Origin of the sequence: Mesorhizobium sp. M0909, assembly GCF_040319515.1 — a bacterium.
Taxonomy (GTDB): domain Bacteria; phylum Pseudomonadota; class Alphaproteobacteria; order Rhizobiales; family Rhizobiaceae; genus Mesorhizobium.
In genome coordinates, this window is record NZ_JAMYOA010000006.1 from 186581 (window position 1) to 207111 (window position 20531).

Below are 20531 nucleotides of genomic sequence, written 5' to 3' on the forward strand. Positions count from 1 at the left end.
GGCTTGAAGCTGCCGAGCCTTTAAGGGAATTGCCGATGGCAGGGCTTTTGGGAATGCGGACCATCACCGAGGGGCGGCTTGGCGAAACCGGCCCCGGCGCTTCAGTCGCGGCGAGGACGTTCGAGGTCCTGCTCGACCAGATCCTGACCTTCCGCCTGAAGCCGCACGAGCTGATTTCCGAAAAGGCGATGTCGGAAGCCCTCGGCGTGAGCCGCACGCCGGTCAGGGAGGCGCTCGCCCGGCTGGCCGGACTTGGCCTGATCGACATCTATCCGCAGCGCGGCAGCATGGTGGCGCCGCTGCGGATCGCCGATCTCGAGAAATCGCAGTTCCTGCGCGAAGCGCTCGAAGTCGGCCTGGTCAAACGTGCGGTCGAGAGCCCGCGCCGCGCCGAACTGCTCGCCATGCTCAAAGGCGAACTGGCGGTCCAGGAGACGTTCGCCTCCATTTCGGACGACAGGCGCTTCTTCAAGTCGGACGAGCTGTTCCACCAGCACATCGCCAGCCATGCCGGCTTCCCCGGAATCTGGGCCGACATCAGCGCGGCGAAGCTGCACATGGACCGCTTCCGCTTCTTGTCTTTCCCGCGCCTCGACAGCATGTCGGTGGTTCTCGGCCAACATCGGCGGATCGTCGATGCGCTCGAGCAGGCCGACGCATTTGCGGCGGAAGAGGCGATGCGAACGCATCTTCGCCGCATCTTCGAGGTGCTCGCAATCGTCCGGGAACGCTATCCCCATTATTTCAAGGCACCGGGCTCGACTGGAAAGAGGACAGAAGCGGCTGCCGGCGATCTGCCCGAATGACAACCACTCGCGCGACGGAGCGAGGAGGAATGACGACGTGGATACGTGAAACCAGCCGCTCAGGCCAGGCCTGAGCCTTTCTTCGGCGCTTCCGGAGGCAACTTGGCCTTGCTGCCGGATTTGTCGGAAGTTGGCTTGGCTTCACGATTTTGCGCCTCGCCGCCTTGCTCCTTGCGGAGCTGCTTTTCTATCGTCGATCGCGATCCTTCCGCAGGGTCCTGTTCGGGATGGCTTTCCCTAGCCGTCATGTCAGCTCCTATCCATTCTGGTCTATTGCATGTGGCGAGGGCTGAGTTTCGCCACCAGTGCTGGTCCTGTCGCGCCCAAGCATCAGCCATGCGGCGAAGAGCACGACCAGTACGACCACGATCCAGGCGACGAGACGAGGCATTGGGGCTCACTTCCCCCGCCGCTTGCTGCCGCGCACCTCGGGATCGGAGCCGGTCTCAACCGTTGGATCGGGCACGACCGGACCGCGTTCGGCTTCGGAGCCCTCAGCTTCGATCTCCTGCACGGCCTGGTCCCAATGCTCGCGCTCGCGTCCTTGCGGACGGCCTTCGCGCTCCCATATCTCATGGGCCCGCTGCCTGATACGCTCTTCCTTGTCCATGACCTTTGCCTCCTGATATCCCTAATCCGGCGATCGAAGGTTTGTTCCGCGTTGCCAGGCAGTTCCCGACGGTTCAGTTGACGTGACCACCGGGCGCCCTAGATGAAATTGTACGCCGAGGTCGCCTGGTGCCGGGGAGAACAATCGTGTGGCAGCAACGCTACAAGCACGTATTGTAGATGCCATTGCAGCTATTGGTCTTCGACCGGACCGGCTGTGCCTGTTGCTGACAACGTTTGTGCTGACGGCATGCTCGCCTTCCGACCAGATCGAGCAGCAGTCGAAAACCGCGGCTTCGGCCGCACAGACCGCATCGCTGGTCCTGGGTGCCTGGGCCGCCGGGGCAGCCCCTTCGACATATACGTCGCGCATGTTGCAATCGGTCGGCAAGGCGCTCGTCGATGCCAGTGCGCAAATCCAGTCCGCCAAGTCGCCTGAGCCCAGCGAGCAAGCCGGTCTGACGGCGGTAATCGGACAGCTGTCGGCGGCGGTGACACGCGCCGCGACGGCGGTGCAGGACGGCAACCGATCGGAGGCGGAACAGGCGCAGCAGGATCTCCGGGCTGCCACCGCCGCCCTGAATGCATCCTACGCCAAACATTTCGCGCCGAAACCATGAAGAAGCTGCTCGAAATATCGCTGGGCATCGTCACCAGCGTTGGTGGCTTTCTCGAGGTCGGATCGATGGCAACCGCCGCACAGGCGGGTGCAGCGTTCAGGTTCCAGCTGATCTGGGCCGTCCTCCTGGGCACGATATGCATCATCTTCCTGGTCGAGATGGCCGGCCGCTTCGCCGCCGTCAGCCATCACACCATCGCCGACGGGATCCGGGAACGGTTTGGCTTCACCGCCTTTCTGTGGCCGTTGCTTGCGACTTTGCTGGTCAACTTCATGGTCATGGCAGCTGAGATCGGCGGTGTCGCCATTGCGCTCGAACTCGCCACCGGCATCGGCTTTCAGTGGTGGGCCCTGCCGGTCGCTTTTCTGGCATGGCTGTTCCTCTGGAAAGGCACGTTCGGCTTCATTGAAAAGGGCGTCTCGATCCTCGGCCTGGTCACGTTGTGCTTCGTGGTTGGCGCCGTCATGCTGAAGCCCGATTGGGGGCAGGTCGCGGCCGGTGCCGTGCCCAGTCTGCCCGAGCACGACGCGGCCAATTACTGGTTCATGGCGGTCAGTATTCTTGGTGCGTCGGTCTCGCCCTACCTGTTCATGTTCTATTCGTCGGGAGCCATCGAGGACCAGTGGGACAAGAGCTATCTCGGGACCAATCGGGCCATTGCCGGATTGGGAATGAGTTTTGGCGGCACAATCTCGATCGGCGTGCTGATCGTGGCGGCGCTCGTGCTGGCGGCGCACGGCATAGAGCAGGTCGACGACTACCATCAATTGCCGCTGATGCTGATCCAGATCTTCGGTTTCTGGGGGTTCGTCCTGTTCGTTGCTTCACTAGGCATAGCCTGCTTCGGCGCTGCGCTCGAAATCGGGCTGCAGCAAGCGTACTTAGTGGCGCAGGGTTTCGGCTGGACCTGGGGCGAGGACCTGAAACCGCGCGACGATCCCGGCTTCAGCACCGTCTACACGGTCTCGCTGTTTCTCGCCGCCATTCCGATCGCCCTGGGTCTCGATCCGCTGAAGCTAACCATCTTTTCCATGGCGCTGACGGCCGCCAGCCTGCCGCTGACCGTGGTGCCGTTCCTTTTCCTGCTGAATGACGAGCGTTATGTCGGCGAGCACCGCAATGGCATGATCGCGAATGCCGCGGTCATCTTCATCATTGCGCTCGGTTTCGTGCTCGCGATCGTGACCATTCCTTTGCAGATATTCGGAGGCACGTGATGGATTTGCTGCGCGACATCCTGGACAAGCAAGTGGTTGACCGTGAGCAGGTCAAGATCGGCAAGGTGGACGGGCTGGTAGCCGAGGTCAGGCCGGGCAAGCCACCCAAAATCGTGGCGGTTGAGCTCGGCTCGATCACGCTGGCGCGTCGGCTTGGCGAGCGATCCGGGCGCTGGATGGCGCGTCTTGCGGCAAGGCTCGGCGGCAAGCGCCATGCCGAACCGCACCGCATCGCCTGGAACAAGGTGCGCGACATTGGCGTCGACATCGAATTCGACATCGACGTGCGCGAAACGGCGATTTTCGACTGGCAGGATTGGCTGCGCGACCATGTCATAAGGCGTATCCCGGGAGCCGGATGATGGCCACCGTCAACCTTGAGCAATTGGCAGGCAGAAATGTGCTTTCGCAGCGCGGCAAAAGCATCGGCCATATCGAGGAGATACGCGCCGAACCGGATGGCGACGACCTCGTGGTTACCGAGTACCATGTCGGCATCTACGCGGCGTTCGAGCGTCTTTCCGCTTCGGCCATCGGCACGGCGGTCCTCGAAGTCTTTCGACTGCGCAGTCGCGACAGCATGTACCGCATTCCCTGGGACAAGCTCGACATCTCCGACCCGACGCGGCCGCGACTGTTGTGCACGATGGAAGAACTTTCCGCTATGAAGGGCAATATCGAGGGCGATAAACCGGAATGAACGACACTTTCCCGCCGTCGGAGAATGGGGTTCAGTGAAAGTCCTGGTTACCGGCGCCGCCGGCCTGATCGGTGCCTCCGTCGTGGCACGCCTTCTTTCCGACGGGCATGAGGTAATCGGATTGGTCCGCAGCCCCGGTGCAAACCGGGCCGGCAATTACCAATTGCTGGTGCTGGACATGGCGGTGGCGCTGCAGCCCGAAGACTGGCTACCGCATCTCAGGGGTGTCGACGCCGTCGTGAATTGTGCCGGCGTTCTGCAGGACAGCCCCCGTGAAAAGACGCGCGAAGTCCATCGCGATGCGGCGGTCGCACTCTTTCTCGCCTGTGTGCGGGCAGAGGTTGCCCGGGTGATCCACTTCTCGGCGATAGGCGTCGATCGGGCGCAGCCTTCGGCGTTCTCGGCGACGAAACTGGCCGGGGACCAGGCGCTTATGGCGCTTGATCTGGATTGGGTGGTCCTGCGCCCGTCCGTGGTGCTCGGCCGGCCGGTGTTTGGGGCCAGCGCATTGTTTCGGGGTCTCGCTTCGCTGCCAGTGCTGCCGTCCATGCCCGGCACCGGCCGGCTCCAGGTGGTACTACTCGACGATGTGGTCTCAACGGTCGTTTTCCTTCTCGATCCCGCCAGTCCGTCTCGCGTCGTGCTGGAACTTGTCGGTCCCGAACAACTGAGCATGGACGAGGTCGTCGGCAGTTATCGCCGATGGCTCGGTTGGGCTCCGGCAGCCAGGTTTGTCTTGCCGGCGGCTGTTGCAAGGCTTCTCTACGGCCTAGGCGACCTTGCCGCGATGTTCGGCTGGCGTCCACCGATGCGCACCAACGCGGCCAGGGAGATCGCCCGAGGAGCGGTTGGAGATCCCTCGGACTGGACCGCCGCGACCGGCATACGCCCGCAAACCCTGGCGGGCTTCCTCGCGCTCAATCCGGCAACGGTGCAGGAGAAATGGTTTGCCCGGCTGTATTTCATCAAGCCGGCGATCTTCGTCGTCCTGCCCGTCTTCTGGATCATGACGGGAATCGTGTCGCTGACAACCGGCTACGGCAGCGGCGTCGATCTGATGCAAGGCACGGGGGCCGGCATCTTATCGGCACCGATCGTGATCGCCGGCGCTCTTGCCGACATCGCCATCGGCGTGCTCATAGCCTGGCGGCCGGCGGCGCGAAAAGGCCTCTATGGCGGCATCGCGCTCTCGCTCTTCTATCTGGTCGTCGGAAGCTTCCTGAGCCCCGATCTGTGGAACGACCCGCTTGGGCCGTTCCTCAAAGTGCTGCCGATCCTGGTGCTGCACTTTGTGGCCTTGGCAGTGCTGGAGGAGCGTTGATGCTCTATTTCCTGCTGAAATTTCTGCATGTCATCGGCGCATCTGTGCTGCTCGGCACCGGCGCCGGCATCGCTTTCTTCATGCTGTTCGCGCACAGGACCGGCAATGCCGCGACGGTTGCGGCGGTGGCGCGTATCGTTGTCGTCGCCGACTTCCTTTTCACAGCGACGGCCGTGGTCGCGCAACCTTTGACCGGAGCCGCGCTCGCCTGGCAGGCAGGCTACTCGCTGTCGGAGGGCTGGATCGTACTTTCGATCGCGCTCTATATCTTCACCGGAATGTTCTGGCTCCCGGTCGTCTGGATGCAAATGGAGATGCGCAAGCTGGCATCGCAAGCCGCCGCTGCAGGCGCGCCGTTGCCGCCGCGCTACCATCGGCTCTTCTGGTTGTGGTTCGCCTTCGGCTTCCCCGCCTTCGCTGCCGTGCTCGGGATTTTCTGGCTGATGGTCGCTCGGCCAGCAATCGAGTGGTAGGTCGCAGGCAGGTCCCACTGCGATAATGCCCTGTCAAAGCACTGCGGAAAATTCCGGCCCCTGCACCGCGAATATCTGCCGGAGCGGACGTGCGTCTCGACCGGTAAGTCGCACCGGAGTCCGGTCTCGTATCATTTCCAACCGCGCGCTCACCCCCGTCGGCACAGGACAAGAGCTCGTCTTGAGGCTGGTTAGGCTTCGCTTACCAAAAAAGATGACGTCCGGGGGAACACGGGAAGCACAGGCAAGTTCGGTGCGCAGTGGAGGAGATTGCGCCATGAACAGTGTTATTTATCTCATCGGCCTTGTCGTCGTCGTGCTTGCGATCCTCTCCTTCCTCGGATTCCACTAGGAGACACCATGCAGGACAAAGACGATCAAGGCCGTCAGACGGCCGATTTCGAGACAGCCAGAAGCGAGCTTTCGGAAAGACTACAACGGGAAAAGCAGACCGCGACGGAAGCGCTCCACGATGCGCGTGACGAGATCACTAGGAAAGCCGGAGATTACGCATCGGAAGCAAAGCAAGCATTGTTCAACAAGGCGGAGGGAACGCAGCGCGACATGAGCGCCAGTCTCAAGGCCTTCAGCGGCGCATTGCGCGCGGCAAGCGAGCATCTTGCCAACAATGATCAACGGACCGCTTCGAAATTCGCCCTTGACGCCGCAGGCGGGCTCGAGCGGCTTTCCTCGTCCCTGAAGGATAAACCCTTCGACGAGGTGCTTGGCGAAATTCAGTCGTTCGGCCGCGAAAACTCGGGGGCGCTGATCGCCGGCTCAGTATTGGCAGGCCTGGCTTTGGGGCGGTTCATCAAGAGCTCGCCACCCTCTGCCCAAACCGGAGCACCGGGCCAGTCGGGAAAAGGCCGGGCGCCCGAGACGGGTCCTAGCTCGAGTGAGTCGGGATGGCGACCGGCAGAGCCAGTTGAACCAGCCCCGTTAGGATCCGATCAGTCCGGCGATGACTGGGCCAATGCAAGCCTGGAGCGAAACCCATGACTGACAACCAGGACACTCGCAGCCTGACAACCCTTGTCAGCGATCTGGCACAGCAGGTCACAACACTGCTTCAAACCGAAAGCAGGCTGTTGCGGGCTGAAATGTCAGAAAAGTTAAGCAAGGCCGGCGCCGGCGCCGTGGAGGTAATGGGAGGCGTCATTTGCCTGCTTGCCGCCCTGATGGTGCTTTTGCAGGCGCTGGTGATTGCCTTGGCGAGCGCCGGCCTGGGAGCCGGATGGTCCTCGCTGCTCGTCGGCGTCGTGGTGGCAGTACTGGGCGTCATACTCCTGCGCTCCGGCAAGGCAAGCATGGCTCCCTCAGAGTTGACCCCCGACCGGACACAAGACCAACTTAAACGCGACGCACGCGTGATCAAGGACCAGATAAGATGACCGACAAATCCGCAGCCGAACTCGAACGCGATGCCGACATTGCCCGTGCCAAGATAACGGACACGGCAGACTCGATCCGGAGCAAGATGACACCAGGTCAGCTGATCGACGAATTCACCGGGATGTTCAGCGGCGAGGGATCCGCCATGCTCAGCAATCTTAAGACTCAGGTCAGGGACAATCCGTTGCCGCTTACATTGGTCGGCGCGGGCCTGGCCTGGCTGATGCTAGGCAAGGGCACGTCGGTAGACAGTTCAGCACTTGGTGGCTATTCGACCGGCAGGGAACCTGACGGCACCCGAAACTTCTCTGACCAGAGGGGCTTGGGCGGGGCCTGGCAGGACTCACGCGGCGATGAGTACGGTGCCGAGGGCGAAGGTTCCGCCGGCTCCATGCTCTCCGATACCGCCCGCTCGGTTGCGTCCGTGGCAGGCGGTGCGGCTGAGGCTGTGGCAGACGTTGCGAGCGGCGCCAAAGAAAGATTGAGAAGCACAGCCGGGCAGGTCGGCTCGGCCGCCACCGATAGGACGGGGCGGGTGCGGCAGTCGGCTCAGGACCTGTTCCAGCGCGAACCTCTGGCAATGGCCGCGGTAGGCCTTGCCGTGGGCACCGCCATTGGCGTGATGCTGCCTCACACCGCCGCCGAGGACGCGCAACTCGGCCCCTACCGCGACAAGCTTCGTGACAGTGCCGAGGAAGTCTTTGAAGAAGGCGTGGAGCAAGCCAAGCAGGTCGCCGCCGAAGCATATGAGACTGTAAAGGAAGAGGCTGACCGACAGGGTTCCAGCGGCGACGCCGAGACGTTGGTCGACCGCGTCGAGAAAGTCGTGAAAAAGACGGCAAGCAAAACCGAGGAAGCCATTCGCGATCGTTTGCCGGAGACCGACGAGGCTCCCAAATCGAACGAGTCTCCCGAAACGACGTGATTGCGCTACGGTCGTTCGTGGCGACTCCGACCGCGGTCGCCTCGCGGTTGGAACATCGAAGTCGGCTAGGAGCCCGCAACCTTCCGCTGACAAATGTGATTGCGGCGCTCAAGTCATTAGCCGAGGCGCTCCGGTCCGTTCCGATTCTTCGCTCTAAATCCGTTCGGTTCTTCGGCTCCATGAGGCGTGTCTGCCCACGGCGTGGCACGCAATTCTCAGCAGCACTGTCCAATTCTGAAAAAAACAACCACCCCGTCAATTCGACTGGGACGACGACGTCGAGATTGCACTCGGCCCACTCGCCAAAGAAGCTCATATCCGAGATGCCCGCGAAACAATCCGCACAGCAGATTACCGGGCATAGCGGCGCTCGGCGATGTCCGACTGATCGCGGGCAGCCTCGCCGATGCGGGCCGGTTCCGAAAGGTTCGTCGGCAACTAAGGCATCGAGCCGAAGGCGGTGACGATTGCCGGTCCCGGCAAACCGGCATCGGTAGACCGCCGGGAGGGTTTGATCTCTACTAGGCGAGCAACGATGTCATTTCATCGAATAGAGATAGGCGGCGATATCCCGTGCCTCCTGCTCGGAAATTCTGGTCGAAGGCATTGCCGTGTGCGGATTGATCTCCCTTGCGGCCCGTATCCAACGGACCATGTTTCGCGGGTTGTTGGACAATACGCCGCCGATATAGACCCGGGTGGCCAAGCTGGCGTCGAGGCGTGGACCGACCAACCCTTGCGCGCTGGGAACGCCGGTGATCGTGTGGCATCCAGCACAGCCATTGGCCATCATGATGGGTATGGCGCGGGCGCCAACACCGCCGGTCGCATTGTCGGCCTTCTGCTCCACTCGACGGCTTTGCTCGAAGTACAACCCGATCCCGGCCAGGGCTGCAACGAGCACGACAATTGCCGCGGCGCCGAGGATGGGTCCGGACGGCGTGAAGCGCGATGTGGCGCGCACGCCGATGCTGCTGGGGGGATTGTCCGTCTTATGCGCGACCCTGACGAGGCGCTCCGGCCACAACGTCAGCGCGGCCCAAGCTGCGGCCAGCACGGCAATTGCCGTCCCGGCACCAATGACCAGCTTAGACAGCTTGGAGCGCATGCGACGTCTCCCATCTTCTCTGTCCACTTGAGCGGATCCACAGCCCGGCCAGCAGCAAAGCCGCGCCGCCATAGATCAGGCCGGCCGGAACCCACATCACCAGCCCGGCGAGCTGCTGGTCCTCGAGCGGACTAAGGTTCCACAATTTCGCACCGGCTGCGTTTACCGGATACCACAGCCTTGGCGAGACCAGCAGCAGCACCCCGAGCAGGCCGGTATGCAGCGAGGTGAAGAAGAGGTGCATGACTGCGCTGCCATAGGCTTGTTCGCGGCCTGAACGCGGCAGCAGCACCCACCAGAACAGCAGCCCTGTGCCGAAGAAGCAGGCATGTTGCGCATAATGCAGGACACCCCGTGCAAGCGCCGCCTCGAACAGCGCCGGAACGTGCCACGCCCATATCGCGACGCCGTGCAGGAAGGTTGCGGCAACGGGGCGGCTGATGGCGGCCCAAACGGTTCGAAGCACCTTCGCCTGCCCGGCTGCGCCAAATGCCAGCCGCAGCTTGATCGGCAATGCCCACATCATCGCCGCCGCCGGGCGGGAGGCGACCAGCAGGGGTGCCGCCACCGCCATCAACAGCTCGTGCTCGATCATGTGGGCGGTGAAAACGCGCTCGCCCAATGCGTGGAGCGGACTGACCAGTGCTGCTGCCAAAATGGCCCAGCCGGTCGCAAACAGCAGGGCTTGCCGCATCCGCAACGGGCGGCTGCGGGCGCTCCGCCGCCACAGCCGAAAGGCGCCTGCTGCGTAAAGCAGTGCGACCATGGTTAGCGGCAGCGTGATCGGCAACGCCAGCGTCCAGCCGGCCTGCGGGGCACCGGCACCGTAGCAGATCGAGGTCGAGAAGAGCGCGTCGAAGTTCATCGCAGACAGCCGTCGAGAATGAGCGAGGCGGCGCCTTGCATGACGATTACCAGCGCAAACAGCAACGCGCTGAGAATGCCGATATTGGCGACGAAATCTTCAGTGCCGCGCGCACGGTCCGGTTTAAAGGCGGCGCCACCTTGCTGTCGCGCCCGCCACGACAGCGCCCCGCCGAGCAAGGCCAGCACTGTCAGCATCAGCGCAACGACCGGTATGACAGGAATGCCGTGGGCGCACTGCCACTCCACGACCGCGTAATTCAGCTGCGTCGACACCGCCCAGGCCAAAGGCCCGGACAACAGCCCGCCCCATGATGTGCCCAAGCGAAGCGCACGCATCTCAGTCAAGCCTCGGCATCCAATAGATCAACAGATAGATCGGGATCCAGGTCGCGACCACGAAATCCCAGTAGAAGACGTTGTCGCCAACATCCCCGAAACGCCGCCCGCTATAGCCATGTCGCGTGAACATCAGGACCGTCAGCACCAGCGTGTCGCCGACGTCGGTGATCAGGTGTGTGGTGTGGAGGCCGAGCAGGACCCACAGCATTGAGCCGTACGCATTGGTATCCCAATAGATGTTGAGGGCCGGAAATTCGAACCACCGCACGACAAGCGGTGCGATACCGAGCAGCGTCATGACGATCAGGCCGATGCGCACGGGCACCATGGCACAGGCTTCGGCGTAGCGGTTCAGTATGTGGTTGGGCACCACGCTGGCGAGCAGCAACAGCGTGACGATGGTGCCCGGCCAATGGTTGGGCGGCGGGACGCCCAATGGCCATTCGGGCGACAGATAGGCGAGGTAAAGATAGGCGCCTGCGGCGAGCGCGAAGCCGGTGCCCTCCAGCGCCATGAAGGCGAGAGTGCCCCACCAGGTCGGGCTGCGCGGTCCGATCCCGAAGGTCGGGAGTTTGGAAAGATCGGCGGCAGGACGCTGTTTCATTCCTCATCCTCCGGATCGCCTTTCGGCCAGAACCAACCGATCAAAGTGATGGCGATTGGCCCGGCTCCCCAGACCACCGCCCACGGGCTGAAGATCGAATAAAGAAAGGTGGCGCCGACGGCGAGCGCGGCAAACAATGGCCAGATCGACGGCGTCGCCGACTTCTCGCGCACATCGGGATGCGCTTCTGCCACAGTCGAAATGATAAGTTCGCGCGCGTCGACGCGAAGCCCGGTCGCGACAGGCAGCGTGTCACGTTCGGCCCAGAGCGGCTCGGAGTGGGTAACCACCGGAATCCGAGCGAAATTATAGCTCGGCGGCGGAGAGCTTGTCGCCCATTCAAGCGTGCCCGCATTCCAGGGATTGTCCCCGGCCGGGGCGCCCCTCGAGGCGCTGTACACCAGGTTTATGGTGAACAGAACGAAGCTTAGGAACAGGACGACCGCGCCGGCTGTGATGAACAGGTTGATGTTGCCCCAGCCGACCTCCACCGGATAGGTGTAGACCCGGCGCGGCATGCCCCACAGGCCGACAATGTGCATCGGAAAGAACGCCGCATTGAAGCCTATGAAGGCAAGCCAGAAGTGCCAGCGTCCAAGACGCTCGCTCATCATCCGGCCGGTGATCTTGGGGAACCAGAAATAGGTCGCGCCGAGCAGCGGGAACACCGACCCGCCGATCAGCACGTAGTGGAAATGCGCGGTAACGAAATAGGTGTCGTGTACTTGCAGGTCCAATGGCACCGACGCCAGCATCACGCCGGTCAGGCCGCCCGCGACAAACGTGAAGAAAAAGCCGAACACGAACAGCAGCGGCGTCCTGATTATCGGGCGTCCGTCCCACAATGTCGCCAGCCAGCAGAAGATCTGCAGCCCGTTCGGGATGGCGATCAGCATGCTCGAGGCGGTGAAGAAGCTCGCGCCGAGCTTGGGCAGGCCGGTTGCGAACATGTGGTGAACCCACAGGCCGAACGACAGGAAGCCGACCGAAATCAGCGACAGAACCATGCCCAGATAGCCGAATACCGGACGCCGGGCGAAAGCGGCGATGATCGAGGACACCATGCCGGTGGCCGGCAGGAAAATGATGTAGACTTCGGGGTGGCCGAAGAACCAGAACAGGTGCTGGAACAGCAGTACGTCGCCACCCTCGGCGGGATTGAAGATATGGGTGCCGACCAGACGGTCGAGGATCAGGAAGGTCGACGTGATCATGACCGCCGGCATGGCGAACACGATGACGAAAGAGGTGACCAGCATCGCCCAGACATAGAGCGGAATCTTGTCCAGCGACATGCCCGGCGCGCGTTGCTTCAGCACGGTGACGATGGTGGCAACCGCAACCGCCAACGACGACACTTCGGTATAGGTGATCATCTGCGCCCACACGTCGGAACGTTTGCCTGGCCCGAATTCAGGACCGGATAGCGGCACGTAGGAAAACCAGCCGACGTCGGGCGCCATGTCGAGTGCAAACGACACCCAGGCGAAGAGGCCACCGGAGAGATAAATCCAGAAGCTGAATGCATTGAGGCGCGGAAAGGCGATGTTGCGGGTGCCGACCATCAGCGGCACGAGATAGATGCCGGTCGCCTGAACGATTGGCACTGCAAACAGGAACATCATGGTCACGCCGTGCATGGTGAACAGCTGGTTGTAGCGGTCCGGCCCGATCAGCCCGCGCTCCGGCCCCGACAGTTGGATGCGCATGGCAACGGCGCTGAGGCCACCGAGGCACAGGAAGACAAAAGCGGTGATCAGGTACCGCCGCGCGACAATTTTGTGGTCGACGCTCGAGAGCGCACCGATGATGCCCGGCACGGTCTGCCATGTCCGCGCCAGCCAGCGCTCAAGGCTGGCGTCGTCGAGGCCGGTATCGCGAGGGCCGTCGCGCTCGGGAGCCAGGTCACCCTTTTGTGCTGCGGCGCGTTGCTGGGCGAGGTCTCGCCCATGGGCTAGGTCGGCGCTGCTCATTTCAAGCCCTCGAGATAGGCTACTATCGCATTCAGCTCGTCCCCGTTCAGTCCCACCACGGGCATGTGGGCACCTGGCTTGATCCCTTGCGGATCGGCTATCCAGGCTGCGAGATTGCCGCGGCTCATCGCCAGCGTTCCGGCAGCGAGCGTCCGCCGGCTTGCGATATGTGTAAGGTCGGGAGCGACCGTACCGCCGGCGATGGTGCCGCCGATCTTGTGGCACATCACGCATGGTCGTTTGAGGAACAGGTCGTGGCCGGTTTTGGCCTCGGTCGACACGGGAGCAGCTGCCGGCCGCAGCTGATCGTTCAGCCACGCGTCGAAGACGGGCCGAGGTTCGGCGATGATGAAGGTGCTCATATTGGCATGCTGCGCGCCGCAGAACTCGGCGCACTGGCCGCGATAGACGCCGGGCTTGTCAGCCTTCAGATCGAGAACGTTCTCGTGGCCTGGAATGAGGTCCAGCTTGCCCGAGAGGTTCGGCACCCAGAATGAATGGATGACGTCGGTCGAGGTTACTACAAGCCGCACCGGCTCGCCCGCCGGGATGTGGATTTCATTGGCAGTCGTCAGGATGCGGTTCGGCTGATCGTTTTCGTAGCGCACCTCCCACCACCATTGATGCCCGGTCACCCGGATCGTCAGCGCCGCATCCGAGCCGATGGCGGCAAGCGTCCGGTTAGCGAAGTAGCTCAGCAGCGTCAGGCCGACCAGGATCAGGGCGGTAGCGGCGAGTGCGGCGACGACAATTCGCATCTTGCCGCGCTCGGCGGCAGCGTCGAGGACAAGCGGATCGCCGACCGGCGCGGGGCGTCGGGCCAATGGCAGGATCAGCACCGCCATCACCAAAAGCCAGACCACCGTGCACAATGCTGTGAAGAACCAGATCAGCCATGCAAGCTCGCCCGCGGCCGGGCCTTTTGGGTCAAGCGCGGATTGCCAGCCGCTGCATCCTGCAAGGAGCAGCATGCAGGCTGCGCCGCAGCACACGCTGCAAAAAAGGCGGTTCACGGCGACTTCCCCAGAGTCGCGGCATCCGGCAGGCGATTTTCGGACGGATGGGGCATCATGTCGTCGTCGCGGCTCGGCGCAGCCGATTTTGGCGCGTTGCCGCTCAACGCGCGGACGAAGGCGGCAAGCTCCCAGATCTGGTCGTCCGGGATCTTGTCACGGAAGCTCGGCATGCCGTTTGGCCGACCGTCCCTGATCGTGGCGTGGATGCTTTCGATCGAGCTGCCATAGAGCCACTTCTGGTCCATGAGCGCCGGGCCCATGCCGCCACCGCCATTGGCATGGCAGCCGGAACAGTTGAACCAGTTGAACAGACGCTTGCCCTCGCTGAGGTGGAAGGCGTTGGCCTCGAACACTCCGGCCTTGTTGTTGGACGAGGCTGGCCGCTGGCCGCCCGGCTCGAGGGCTGTGACGGCTGCCGGTTGGTCGCCCGAGCCGAGCGCCGACTGTGGACGCGTGTCGCGTTCCTCACGCTGGCAAGCGGCAAGAACGAGCATCGCCGACAGCACGCATGGAAGGCCGCGGTTCATCGCGCTGCCGCCCCGGCGACGTCGAGGCGAGGCACGTCATATGCCGCCAGGATTGCATCGATCTCGGCGCGGTGTTTGGCGAGCGCTGCGTCTACCTCGCTGCGCAGCGCATCGTCGTCGTGGCGCACGCCCATCGAGATGTCGTAGATCATCGGCAGCAGCGGACCGTCGATGCGCGGTGCAACCGGCGTAATCCGCAGCGGTACTTTTTGCCTGGCACCGAAGTAGCCGGCCAACGGTCCCCAGACGACGGCCATGTCGATGTCGCCATTCGCGACCGCCTCAATGATGCGCGCTGGCGGGTTCGGCGCCGAATAGTCGCCATAGACGGGGAAACCGACGAGATGACCGACGATGCCGCGACTGCCGAGCGCCTGGACGGGTGGCGAGTTGGCGCCGTCGTCGCCGATCAGCTGGACGCCGATGTGCAGATCGCGCAGGCGAGGATCGTTGAAGGACGCGATTTCCGGCGCATCCCTGCGTGTCACGAAGACGTAGGAAGACCGGTAGTAGGGCGCCGTGGTGCGCAGCATCTCGAGATTGGCGGGCGTGCCGGGCACCAGATCGCACAGGCCGGCTTTCAGCGTGTTGCGGACGAAGCCGCGCCGCTGTGCCCACCACGTGTAGGAAACAGTCGCACCCAGCTCCCGGCCGACGAGTTCGGCAATCTTGTTTTCAAAGCCTTCCCGGGCGGCATTGGAGAACGGCATGTTGTTGGGATCTGCGCAGATCCTCAACTCGCGCGCATCGGCAACGGCGGCGACAAGCGAGAGCGCCAGTGCGCCAACCGCGGCGGCAAGCCGCCGCGAACGCGTTTTCCGTGAGCACATAACGCGGCCGATCGTCTCAACGCAGCCGGAACACATACAGCGTACCTCCCGGCGTGGTTACATCCTTCAGATCCTTCATGACGTTGACGAAGCCGAGCGCAGCGGTGGCGTCGCGCGGGTCGAGATCGCCGGATACGATCGCACCGGCCCAGCCGCCGACGCCCGAAAGAACCGCAACATATTGGTGCCCGTCCGGGCCGCGATAGGTGATAGGCTGGCCGATGATGCCGGACGACGTCTTGAACTGCCAAAGCAGTTCGCCGGTCCTGGCGCTGACCGCCTTGAACCAGCCTTCCATCGTGCCATAGAACACGACGTTGCCGGCGGTGGCGACGGCGCCGCTCCACACCGGAAAGTTCTCCTTCAGGCTCCACGCCGGCTTGGCGGCGGCGACATCCCAGGCAGTAAATGCACCGCGATTGCCGCCCGGCCCGGGAATCATGCGCACGTTCATGCCGACATAGGGCGTGCCGGCGATGTAATTCACCTCGACGCCTTCTTCGTCCATGCACATGTTATTATGCGGGATGTAGAGCAGGCCGGTCTTGGGCGAGAACGCCGAAGGTTGCCAGTCCTTGAGGCCCGATGCGGTGGGACAGATGTCGCGGACGACCTTGCCGGTGCCGGTCTTCTTGTCCGGATTTACAATCAGCCGGCCGGTCTTCAGGTCGACGCCCTTGCTGGAATTGACAGGCCCGAACGGCACTGCCGACAGTACTTCGCCCGTAGTGCGGTCCAACAGATAGACGTAGCCGTTGCGTTCCGGCCGCACCAGCACCTTGCGGGGCTTGCCCTGCCAGGTCATGTCGAGCAGCACCTGTTCGTTGATGCCGTCGTAGTCGTGCAAATCGTGCGGGGTCCATTGATAAAACCATTTTGCTGCGCCGGTGTCGGGATCGCGGGCAAAGATGCCGGCGGTCCATTTGTTGTCGCCGGGCCGCAGATCCGGATTCCACGGACCGGGATTTCCGGTGCCGTGGAAGATCAGGTTGAGGTCCGGGTCATAGGAGATCCAGCCCCACACATTGCCGCCGCCGATCTTCCAGGCGTCGGGCGGCCACGATGTCACCCCGAGATCCTTGCCCTTGTCCATGTCGTAATGCGGCTTGAAATCGGGGCCGATCAGCACCTCGGCGTCCGGGCCGGTATTGTAGGCCGTCCAGACGACGTGCCCGTCGCCGGCGTCGAGCGCCTTGATCCAGCCGCGTACGCCCATTTCGCCGCCGGAATTGCCGACCAGTACCTTCCCCTTCACCACCAGCGGCGCCATGGTGATGGTCTCGCCGATATTGATGTTGCCGATATGGGTGTTCCAGACCGGTTTGCCGGTGGCCGCGTCGACGGCGATGGTATGGCCGTCGAGCGTATTGAAATAGATGCGCCCGTCGAAGAAGGCCGCACCGCGGTTGACCACGTCGCAACAGGCAACGCCCTGCGCGGCGGGCTCGGGATTGGGCTCGAATTTCCACTTCATCGGCGCGCCGGGCTTGGTAAGGTCAAGCGCATAGAGGATGTTGGGAAACGGCGTCACGATGTACATCGCGTTGCCGACGACCAGGGGCGCAGCCTCCTGACCCTTGTTGACGCCGGTCGAGAAGGTGAAGGCCACCTGCAGGTTTTTGACGGTGTCTTCGGTGATCTCCGCAAGTTCGCTGTAGCGGGTCGAGGCGTAGTTCTTTGCCGGCATCGCCCACTGGCCGTCGTCGGGCGGAGCAGCTGCGGCCGGCGGATTTATCGCAGGGCCTGATAAAGACTGAGCGACCGCCGCCGTCATCAGTGCAAACCCCGCCAGCAGCGTCCATCCCAACCTCGCAGCCATTGGCCTGTTTCCCCCTCTGGCTGACACACGAGTTTTCGCCGCCACCTGTCGCCCTTTCCTCATTTGCGCATCGAGCCGCCGACCCCGGCGCCAAGCTCCGCCGCCACGTCCGCCTCGCTTCCGGCACACAATGGATGGCCCCAGCCGGAGGCGCTCTTGCCGCCGGGATCGAGGTCGTAAATGATAGCGTCCTTGCGGTTTGGGTTGACGCCTGCCGATACCTTGTCCAGCCCGAGCGCGGCGCGCACACGCCAGGCGACGTTGTGGTCGGCACAGGAGGAATCGCCGCTTATCCCCAGGGCCCCGACGATCCCCTTGCCGTCGTAGAGAGCCAGGCCGCCGCCAAACACGACGACACCGCCGATAGGCTTTCCCAGCAATGGATCGCTGGAGCTTCCAAACGTCGAAGGATCGCCGGCATAGGCCACCGCTGGATTGACCGGATTGGTGGCCTGCAGGCCGAATAGAGGACCGCCGGGCTGCGCCGGCGCATAGAGGTTCGCGGTGGACAACGCCATGTGGGCGAGGCTGAGCCCGTTGGCGGTATTGGCTTTTTCGGCGGCGATCAGCCGGCTGCCAGGCCACTGGGCGTCGGCGGTAGGCCCACTGAAGGCGACGGCGCAGACAGTTCCGTCGCGAGCCACGACTGCCGCCCATTCATTAGTGTCGAAGCCGCCATTGCCGGGACCGCCGCTGGATTTGACGTTGGCCTTGAGGGCGGCCAGCAACTTGTCATGGTCGGCCGGGCAAGGTGCTTGAGCCCAAGCCTTTTGCTGGACGGCGCCGATCGTAAGCAGGAACAGACATAATGCTACCGAGACAATCCGATGGCGATCCATTAGCTGCGCCGTCTTTGTTGAACACTCTCCAACGCGTAGGAGGCGCAGAAGTGCCAAAGGGAACGAAATAAATATCGGATTCGGTCGGACAAACTCGGGGACCGGAACTCGGGACAGCCGATCTGGGTGTTGGCACTCAACCGGAAATCGGAGTTATTCTTGCGATGGTCCAGGCGCCGTCGGAACAGAGCAGCACTTCTGGCAGTTGTGTCGAATGCTGTCCGCAGTCGAGCAACTGGCTCAATCGGTGAAAGAGCGACGAGCTATTTTGTTCGTTGGAGCCGGGGTGTCGATGAGCGTCGGCTTGCCGTCTTGGCAAAAGCTCATCGAACACATGCAAAACGAGCTCGGCCTTGACGAGGACATGATCGGCGCACCGGAGGCCAGCTATCAGGCGCTTGCCGAATATTACCGGCTGAAGCAGGGGAGCCTCGGCCCTTTGCGCAGTTGGATGGATCGTGAATGGAGCGTCTCGCGGGAAGAAGTACGGCGGTCGGCAATCCACAAGCTCATCGTATCGCTCGATTTTCCGATCATCTACACCACCAATTATGATCGCAACCTCGAGGTTGCCTTCGAGATTCATGGCCGGCCCTTTGTGAAGGTGGCCAACGCAAAGGACTTGCCCAAGACGACCGGCGAGGTGACGCAGATCATCAAATTCCACGGCGATTTCGACGACGACAAATCGCTGGTCCTGGCGGAGACCGACTATTTCGACCGGCTTTCGTTCGATTCGCCGCTCGACGTGAAGTTTCGCGCCGACGCACTGGGGCGCACCATCCTGTTCATCGGCTACAGCATGTCTGATATGAACATCCGTCTTCTGTTGCACAGGCTTTGGCAGACCTGGCGACGGTCTGGCTACGAGAAGAGCCGCCCGAAATCCTTCATCTTCATGTCGCAGCCGAGCATCGTCCAGGAGGCTGTTCTCGGCCACTGGGGCATCGATATGCTGACCGAAGAGGCCGACGATCCTGAGGACGCGCTGCTCGCGTTCCTGAACGAACTCAAGGATAAGGTGGGCCGGCCAGACAGCGCGTGAGAAAACCTGCGGAAAGCGGATTGGTCCGGCAGTGGAACCGACTGATCCGATGTGAGTTCGGGAGGACTAACGTATCCGGGACCGAGCCTGAATGGGCGCACGCAAACACAAGCGAAGAATGCATACCAAACACGACCTGTCGGCCGAGTTGGCCTATGAGATCGATTTTTTTGCCCGCAGGTGCGGCCTGACGAGGGACGAAGCACTCAAGACGATGCGAGATGCCGGCCGGTTGAAGGACAGCGCGAAGGCATCTTACGAAACCGGGGCGAAGTAGCGGCGTGGATCCCGCTTCGTGGACGGCTTTTGTCGGAACGGTCATCCTAATGCAGATGCCGCCGGGGCCCGACAGTCTGCTGGTGATTGCGCGCGGCATCGGGCAGGGCCGTGATATTGCCCTGTTCACCGTCCTCGGAATGACCCTCGGCGCCGGTATGGTCCAGCTGCCGCTCCTTGCCCTCGGCATATCGTCGCTGCTCCAGGCATCGCCGCTTGCCTTTGCCATGCTTCGCTGGGCGGGTGCAGCTTATCTCGTTTGGCTTGGATCGCGTCTGGTACTGTTACCGTCAGCCAGCGTCGCCGTCGAGGAGGCGCGCAATGTCGGACCGCTTGTGGCCGCACGCGAAGGAATGATCGCCAATCTGATAAATCCTTGGCCGATAACCTTTATGGTGGCATTCCTTCCGCAGTTCGTCGATCCTGCTCGCGGATCGGTCACGCTGCAATTGCTGCTGCTCGGTGGCACCCAGAAAATGACCGGTGTGCTGGTGCTGGGCACATATGCACTCGCATCCGGCACGCTCGGGGCCTGGATTATGAAACGACCGAAGGTAAGGCTCTGGCAGCAGCGGGTGGCAGGCTGCGTCGTCGTCGGTCTCGGTATCCGCATGGCAGTCGGTGGTGGCGCGCACCGCTGAGGATCGAGCGATGCAGCGGCCGCCGATGGAACATCCGCCGACAATTTTCGTTGACATGCTCCACAAGGCGAAGAGGTCGAGCATGTCGAAGTTCCAAGCCGCTACCCCGGAGCGTTTGCAGCAGCTCAGGCTTGAGGCAACGGCGCACTTTGCGCCACTCATACTGCGCCAGGCGCTGGTGCGTCTCTGCCGGGCTTGCGGAAGCGATAGCCTCGAACGTTTCGAGAAGACCATGGTCGACCAAATCGAGGCATTGCGTGACGAAAACGCCGATTTCGACACGATGAAGGAATTTGCCATCGAACAGCTCTATGGCTGGATTCGAGAAGTCAGGTCTTCACCGGACATGACACAGCCGCTGGAGAGCGTAGATACCCGAAGGACCCCCGGCCGCTCTGAAGAGCCGCAAACGCTGGAAGACCAGTTGCAAGCAGGCCTGGAAGATTCCTTCCCGGCAAGCGACCCACCAGCTGTTGTGTCCACCGCGATTCCCGGCGGATCGAAGAAGCTGGTCGGAACCGACGAGGTCCTCAGGCAGCAGCGCGAGAAAAAGGCCGAGAACGCCAATCATTCGCGATAAACCA

General features: G+C 62.6%; 26 protein-coding genes. 14 read left to right on the top strand and 12 right to left on the bottom strand.

The genetic code is table 11. The features are described from left to right. Positions 1–35 precede the first annotated feature (35 nt). Positions 36–806 carry a GntR family transcriptional regulator gene (locus NKH83_RS11630; protein WP_352804340.1) on the top strand — a complete coding sequence of 257 codons (771 nt, stop codon included), beginning with the start codon at positions 36–38 and terminating at the stop codon, positions 804–806. A gap of 59 nt (positions 807–865) precedes the next feature. On the opposite strand, the gene NKH83_RS11635 is transcribed toward NKH83_RS11630, so the two are convergent. Beyond that, complete coding sequence (locus tag NKH83_RS11635) at positions 866–1054, bottom strand: hypothetical protein (protein ID WP_352645186.1); 189 nt, start codon at positions 1052–1054, stop codon at positions 866–868. Between the two features lie 149 nt (positions 1055–1203). Next, positions 1204–1416 (bottom strand): DUF2934 domain-containing protein, encoded by a 213-nt coding sequence (locus NKH83_RS11640; RefSeq protein ID WP_254818839.1) that lies wholly within the window; start codon positions 1414–1416, stop codon positions 1204–1206. Between the two features lie 223 nt (positions 1417–1639). Here NKH83_RS11640 and NKH83_RS11645 point away from each other — a divergent pair, with 223 nt between their 5' ends. The 9 genes from NKH83_RS11645 to NKH83_RS11685 all read left to right on the top strand — a co-directional run bounded on the left by NKH83_RS11645 (position 1640) and on the right by NKH83_RS11685 (position 8063). Continuing rightward, positions 1640–2035: a hypothetical protein gene (locus NKH83_RS11645; protein WP_352804344.1), complete on the top strand. Its 396-nt coding sequence runs from the start codon at positions 1640–1642 to the stop codon at positions 2033–2035. After that, positions 2032–3252, top strand: a complete 1221-nt coding sequence (locus NKH83_RS11650) for an NRAMP family divalent metal transporter (RefSeq protein WP_352804347.1) — start codon at positions 2032–2034, stop codon at positions 3250–3252. The genes NKH83_RS11645 and NKH83_RS11650 overlap by 4 nt, the downstream gene beginning before the upstream one ends. Next, positions 3252–3614 carry a hypothetical protein gene (locus NKH83_RS11655; protein ID WP_352475750.1) on the top strand — a complete coding sequence of 121 codons (363 nt, stop codon included), beginning with the start codon at positions 3252–3254 and terminating at the stop codon, positions 3612–3614. Before NKH83_RS11650 ends, NKH83_RS11655 begins: the two co-directional genes overlap by 1 nt. Further along, positions 3614–3952, top strand: a complete 339-nt coding sequence (locus tag NKH83_RS11660; RefSeq protein WP_352804351.1) for a hypothetical protein — start codon at positions 3614–3616, stop codon at positions 3950–3952. Before NKH83_RS11655 ends, NKH83_RS11660 begins: the two co-directional genes overlap by 1 nt. 34 nt (positions 3953–3986) lie before the next feature. Continuing rightward, a complete protein-coding gene (locus tag NKH83_RS11665) occupies positions 3987–5273 on the top strand; it encodes an SDR family oxidoreductase (RefSeq protein WP_352804353.1) in 1287 nt (428 codons plus the stop codon). Next, the gene (locus NKH83_RS11670; protein ID WP_352612080.1) at positions 5273–5746 is read left to right on the top strand and encodes a DUF2269 family protein; all 474 of its coding nucleotides are present in this window, start codon (positions 5273–5275) and stop codon (positions 5744–5746) included. The genes NKH83_RS11665 and NKH83_RS11670 overlap by 1 nt, the downstream gene beginning before the upstream one ends. 270 nt (positions 5747–6016) lie before the next feature. Continuing rightward, on the top strand, positions 6017–6745 hold the full coding sequence (locus NKH83_RS11675; protein ID WP_352804357.1) for a WXG100 family type VII secretion target: 729 nt from the start codon (positions 6017–6019) through the stop codon (positions 6743–6745). Beyond that, positions 6742–7137, top strand: coding sequence for a phage holin family protein (locus NKH83_RS11680; RefSeq protein WP_254818831.1), 396 nt, complete (start codon positions 6742–6744; stop codon positions 7135–7137). The genes NKH83_RS11675 and NKH83_RS11680 overlap by 4 nt, the downstream gene beginning before the upstream one ends. After that, positions 7134–8063 carry a hypothetical protein gene (locus NKH83_RS11685; RefSeq protein WP_352804361.1) on the top strand — a complete coding sequence of 310 codons (930 nt, stop codon included), beginning with the start codon at positions 7134–7136 and terminating at the stop codon, positions 8061–8063. The genes NKH83_RS11680 and NKH83_RS11685 overlap by 4 nt, the downstream gene beginning before the upstream one ends. A 538-nt stretch (positions 8064–8601) precedes the next feature. Here NKH83_RS11685 and NKH83_RS11690 read toward each other — a convergent pair. From NKH83_RS11690 to NKH83_RS11735, 10 genes are all read right to left on the bottom strand, one after another. Next, positions 8602–9171 carry a c-type cytochrome gene (locus NKH83_RS11690; RefSeq protein WP_352804364.1) on the bottom strand — a complete coding sequence of 190 codons (570 nt, stop codon included), beginning with the start codon at positions 9169–9171 and terminating at the stop codon, positions 8602–8604. Next, a complete protein-coding gene (locus tag NKH83_RS11695) occupies positions 9152–10036 on the bottom strand; it encodes a cytochrome c oxidase assembly protein (protein ID WP_352804366.1) in 885 nt (294 codons plus the stop codon). The genes NKH83_RS11690 and NKH83_RS11695 overlap by 20 nt, the downstream gene beginning before the upstream one ends. Beyond that, positions 10033–10374, bottom strand: a complete 342-nt coding sequence (locus NKH83_RS11700) for a hypothetical protein (protein WP_352612694.1) — start codon at positions 10372–10374, stop codon at positions 10033–10035. The genes NKH83_RS11695 and NKH83_RS11700 overlap by 4 nt, the downstream gene beginning before the upstream one ends. A 1-nt stretch (position 10375) precedes the next feature. Further along, the gene (locus NKH83_RS11705) at positions 10376–10981 is read right to left on the bottom strand and encodes a cytochrome c oxidase subunit 3 (protein WP_254818826.1); all 606 of its coding nucleotides are present in this window, start codon (positions 10979–10981) and stop codon (positions 10376–10378) included. Further along, complete coding sequence (gene ctaD / locus NKH83_RS11710) at positions 10978–12954, bottom strand: cytochrome c oxidase subunit I (protein ID WP_352804369.1); 1977 nt, start codon at positions 12952–12954, stop codon at positions 10978–10980. The genes NKH83_RS11705 and ctaD overlap by 4 nt, the downstream gene beginning before the upstream one ends. Further along, positions 12951–13925, bottom strand: coding sequence for a cytochrome c oxidase subunit II (gene coxB, locus NKH83_RS11715; protein WP_352801244.1), 975 nt, complete (start codon positions 13923–13925; stop codon positions 12951–12953). Before coxB ends, ctaD begins: the two co-directional genes overlap by 4 nt. Before the next feature lie 38 nt (positions 13926–13963). Continuing rightward, complete coding sequence (locus NKH83_RS11720; RefSeq protein WP_254818823.1) at positions 13964–14497, bottom strand: c-type cytochrome; 534 nt, start codon at positions 14495–14497, stop codon at positions 13964–13966. Next, positions 14494–15327 (bottom strand): substrate-binding domain-containing protein, encoded by an 834-nt coding sequence (locus tag NKH83_RS11725; protein WP_352804373.1) that lies wholly within the window; start codon positions 15325–15327, stop codon positions 14494–14496. Before NKH83_RS11725 ends, NKH83_RS11720 begins: the two co-directional genes overlap by 4 nt. A gap of 16 nt (positions 15328–15343) precedes the next feature. Continuing rightward, positions 15344–17101: a methanol/ethanol family PQQ-dependent dehydrogenase gene (locus NKH83_RS11730; RefSeq protein ID WP_352804744.1), complete on the bottom strand. Its 1758-nt coding sequence runs from the start codon at positions 17099–17101 to the stop codon at positions 15344–15346. A 104-nt stretch (positions 17102–17205) separates the two neighbouring features. Continuing rightward, complete coding sequence (locus NKH83_RS11735) at positions 17206–17985, bottom strand: heme-binding protein (RefSeq protein WP_352804376.1); 780 nt, start codon at positions 17983–17985, stop codon at positions 17206–17208. A gap of 214 nt (positions 17986–18199) precedes the next feature. On the opposite strand from NKH83_RS11735, the gene NKH83_RS11740 reads away from it, so the two are divergent. The 4 genes from NKH83_RS11740 (at position 18200) to NKH83_RS11755 (ending at position 20527) form a co-directional block, all read left to right on the top strand. Next, complete coding sequence (locus tag NKH83_RS11740; protein ID WP_502895564.1) at positions 18200–19030, top strand: SIR2 family NAD-dependent protein deacylase; 831 nt, start codon at positions 18200–18202, stop codon at positions 19028–19030. A 118-nt stretch (positions 19031–19148) separates the two neighbouring features. Continuing rightward, positions 19149–19307, top strand: a complete 159-nt coding sequence (locus NKH83_RS11745) for a hypothetical protein (RefSeq protein WP_352645213.1) — start codon at positions 19149–19151, stop codon at positions 19305–19307. A 49-nt stretch (positions 19308–19356) separates the two neighbouring features. After that, positions 19357–19947: a LysE family translocator gene (locus NKH83_RS11750; protein WP_352804382.1), complete on the top strand. Its 591-nt coding sequence runs from the start codon at positions 19357–19359 to the stop codon at positions 19945–19947. Between the two features lie 82 nt (positions 19948–20029). Then, positions 20030–20527, top strand: a complete 498-nt coding sequence (locus NKH83_RS11755; RefSeq protein ID WP_352804385.1) for a hypothetical protein — start codon at positions 20030–20032, stop codon at positions 20525–20527. The last annotated feature ends 4 nt before the right edge of the window (positions 20528–20531 follow it).

Coding starts and splice junctions, on each gene's coding strand:
- NKH83_RS11630 (WP_352804340.1), top strand. CDS start 36: ATGGCAGGGCTTTTGGGAATGCGGACCATCACCGAGGGGCGGCTTGGC.
- NKH83_RS11635 (WP_352645186.1), bottom strand. CDS start 1,054: ATGACGGCTAGGGAAAGCCATCCCGAACAGGACCCTGCGGAAGGATCG.
- NKH83_RS11640 (WP_254818839.1), bottom strand. CDS start 1,416: ATGGACAAGGAAGAGCGTATCAGGCAGCGGGCCCATGAGATATGGGAG.
- NKH83_RS11650 (WP_352804347.1), top strand. CDS start 2,032: ATGAAGAAGCTGCTCGAAATATCGCTGGGCATCGTCACCAGCGTTGGT.
- NKH83_RS11655 (WP_352475750.1), top strand. CDS start 3,252: ATGGATTTGCTGCGCGACATCCTGGACAAGCAAGTGGTTGACCGTGAG.
- NKH83_RS11660 (WP_352804351.1), top strand. CDS start 3,614: ATGGCCACCGTCAACCTTGAGCAATTGGCAGGCAGAAATGTGCTTTCG.
- NKH83_RS11670 (WP_352612080.1), top strand. CDS start 5,273: ATGCTCTATTTCCTGCTGAAATTTCTGCATGTCATCGGCGCATCTGTG.
- NKH83_RS11680 (WP_254818831.1), top strand. CDS start 6,742: ATGACTGACAACCAGGACACTCGCAGCCTGACAACCCTTGTCAGCGAT.
- NKH83_RS11685 (WP_352804361.1), top strand. CDS start 7,134: ATGACCGACAAATCCGCAGCCGAACTCGAACGCGATGCCGACATTGCC.
- NKH83_RS11690 (WP_352804364.1), bottom strand. CDS start 9,171: ATGCGCTCCAAGCTGTCTAAGCTGGTCATTGGTGCCGGGACGGCAATT.
- NKH83_RS11695 (WP_352804366.1), bottom strand. CDS start 10,036: ATGAACTTCGACGCGCTCTTCTCGACCTCGATCTGCTACGGTGCCGGT.
- NKH83_RS11700 (WP_352612694.1), bottom strand. CDS start 10,374: ATGCGTGCGCTTCGCTTGGGCACATCATGGGGCGGGCTGTTGTCCGGG.
- NKH83_RS11705 (WP_254818826.1), bottom strand. CDS start 10,981: ATGAAACAGCGTCCTGCCGCCGATCTTTCCAAACTCCCGACCTTCGGG.
- ctaD (WP_352804369.1), bottom strand. CDS start 12,954: ATGAGCAGCGCCGACCTAGCCCATGGGCGAGACCTCGCCCAGCAACGC.
- coxB (WP_352801244.1), bottom strand. CDS start 13,925: ATGCTGCTCCTTGCAGGATGCAGCGGCTGGCAATCCGCGCTTGACCCA.
- NKH83_RS11720 (WP_254818823.1), bottom strand. CDS start 14,497: ATGAACCGCGGCCTTCCATGCGTGCTGTCGGCGATGCTCGTTCTTGCC.
- NKH83_RS11725 (WP_352804373.1), bottom strand. CDS start 15,327: ATGTGCTCACGGAAAACGCGTTCGCGGCGGCTTGCCGCCGCGGTTGGC.
- NKH83_RS11730 (WP_352804744.1), bottom strand. CDS start 17,101: ATGACGGCGGCGGTCGCTCAGTCTTTATCAGGCCCTGCGATAAATCCG.
- NKH83_RS11735 (WP_352804376.1), bottom strand. CDS start 17,985: ATGGATCGCCATCGGATTGTCTCGGTAGCATTATGTCTGTTCCTGCTT.
- NKH83_RS11740 (WP_502895564.1), top strand. CDS start 18,200: ATGCTGTCCGCAGTCGAGCAACTGGCTCAATCGGTGAAAGAGCGACGA.
- NKH83_RS11745 (WP_352645213.1), top strand. CDS start 19,149: ATGCATACCAAACACGACCTGTCGGCCGAGTTGGCCTATGAGATCGAT.
- NKH83_RS11750 (WP_352804382.1), top strand. CDS start 19,357: ATGCAGATGCCGCCGGGGCCCGACAGTCTGCTGGTGATTGCGCGCGGC.
- NKH83_RS11755 (WP_352804385.1), top strand. CDS start 20,030: ATGTCGAAGTTCCAAGCCGCTACCCCGGAGCGTTTGCAGCAGCTCAGG.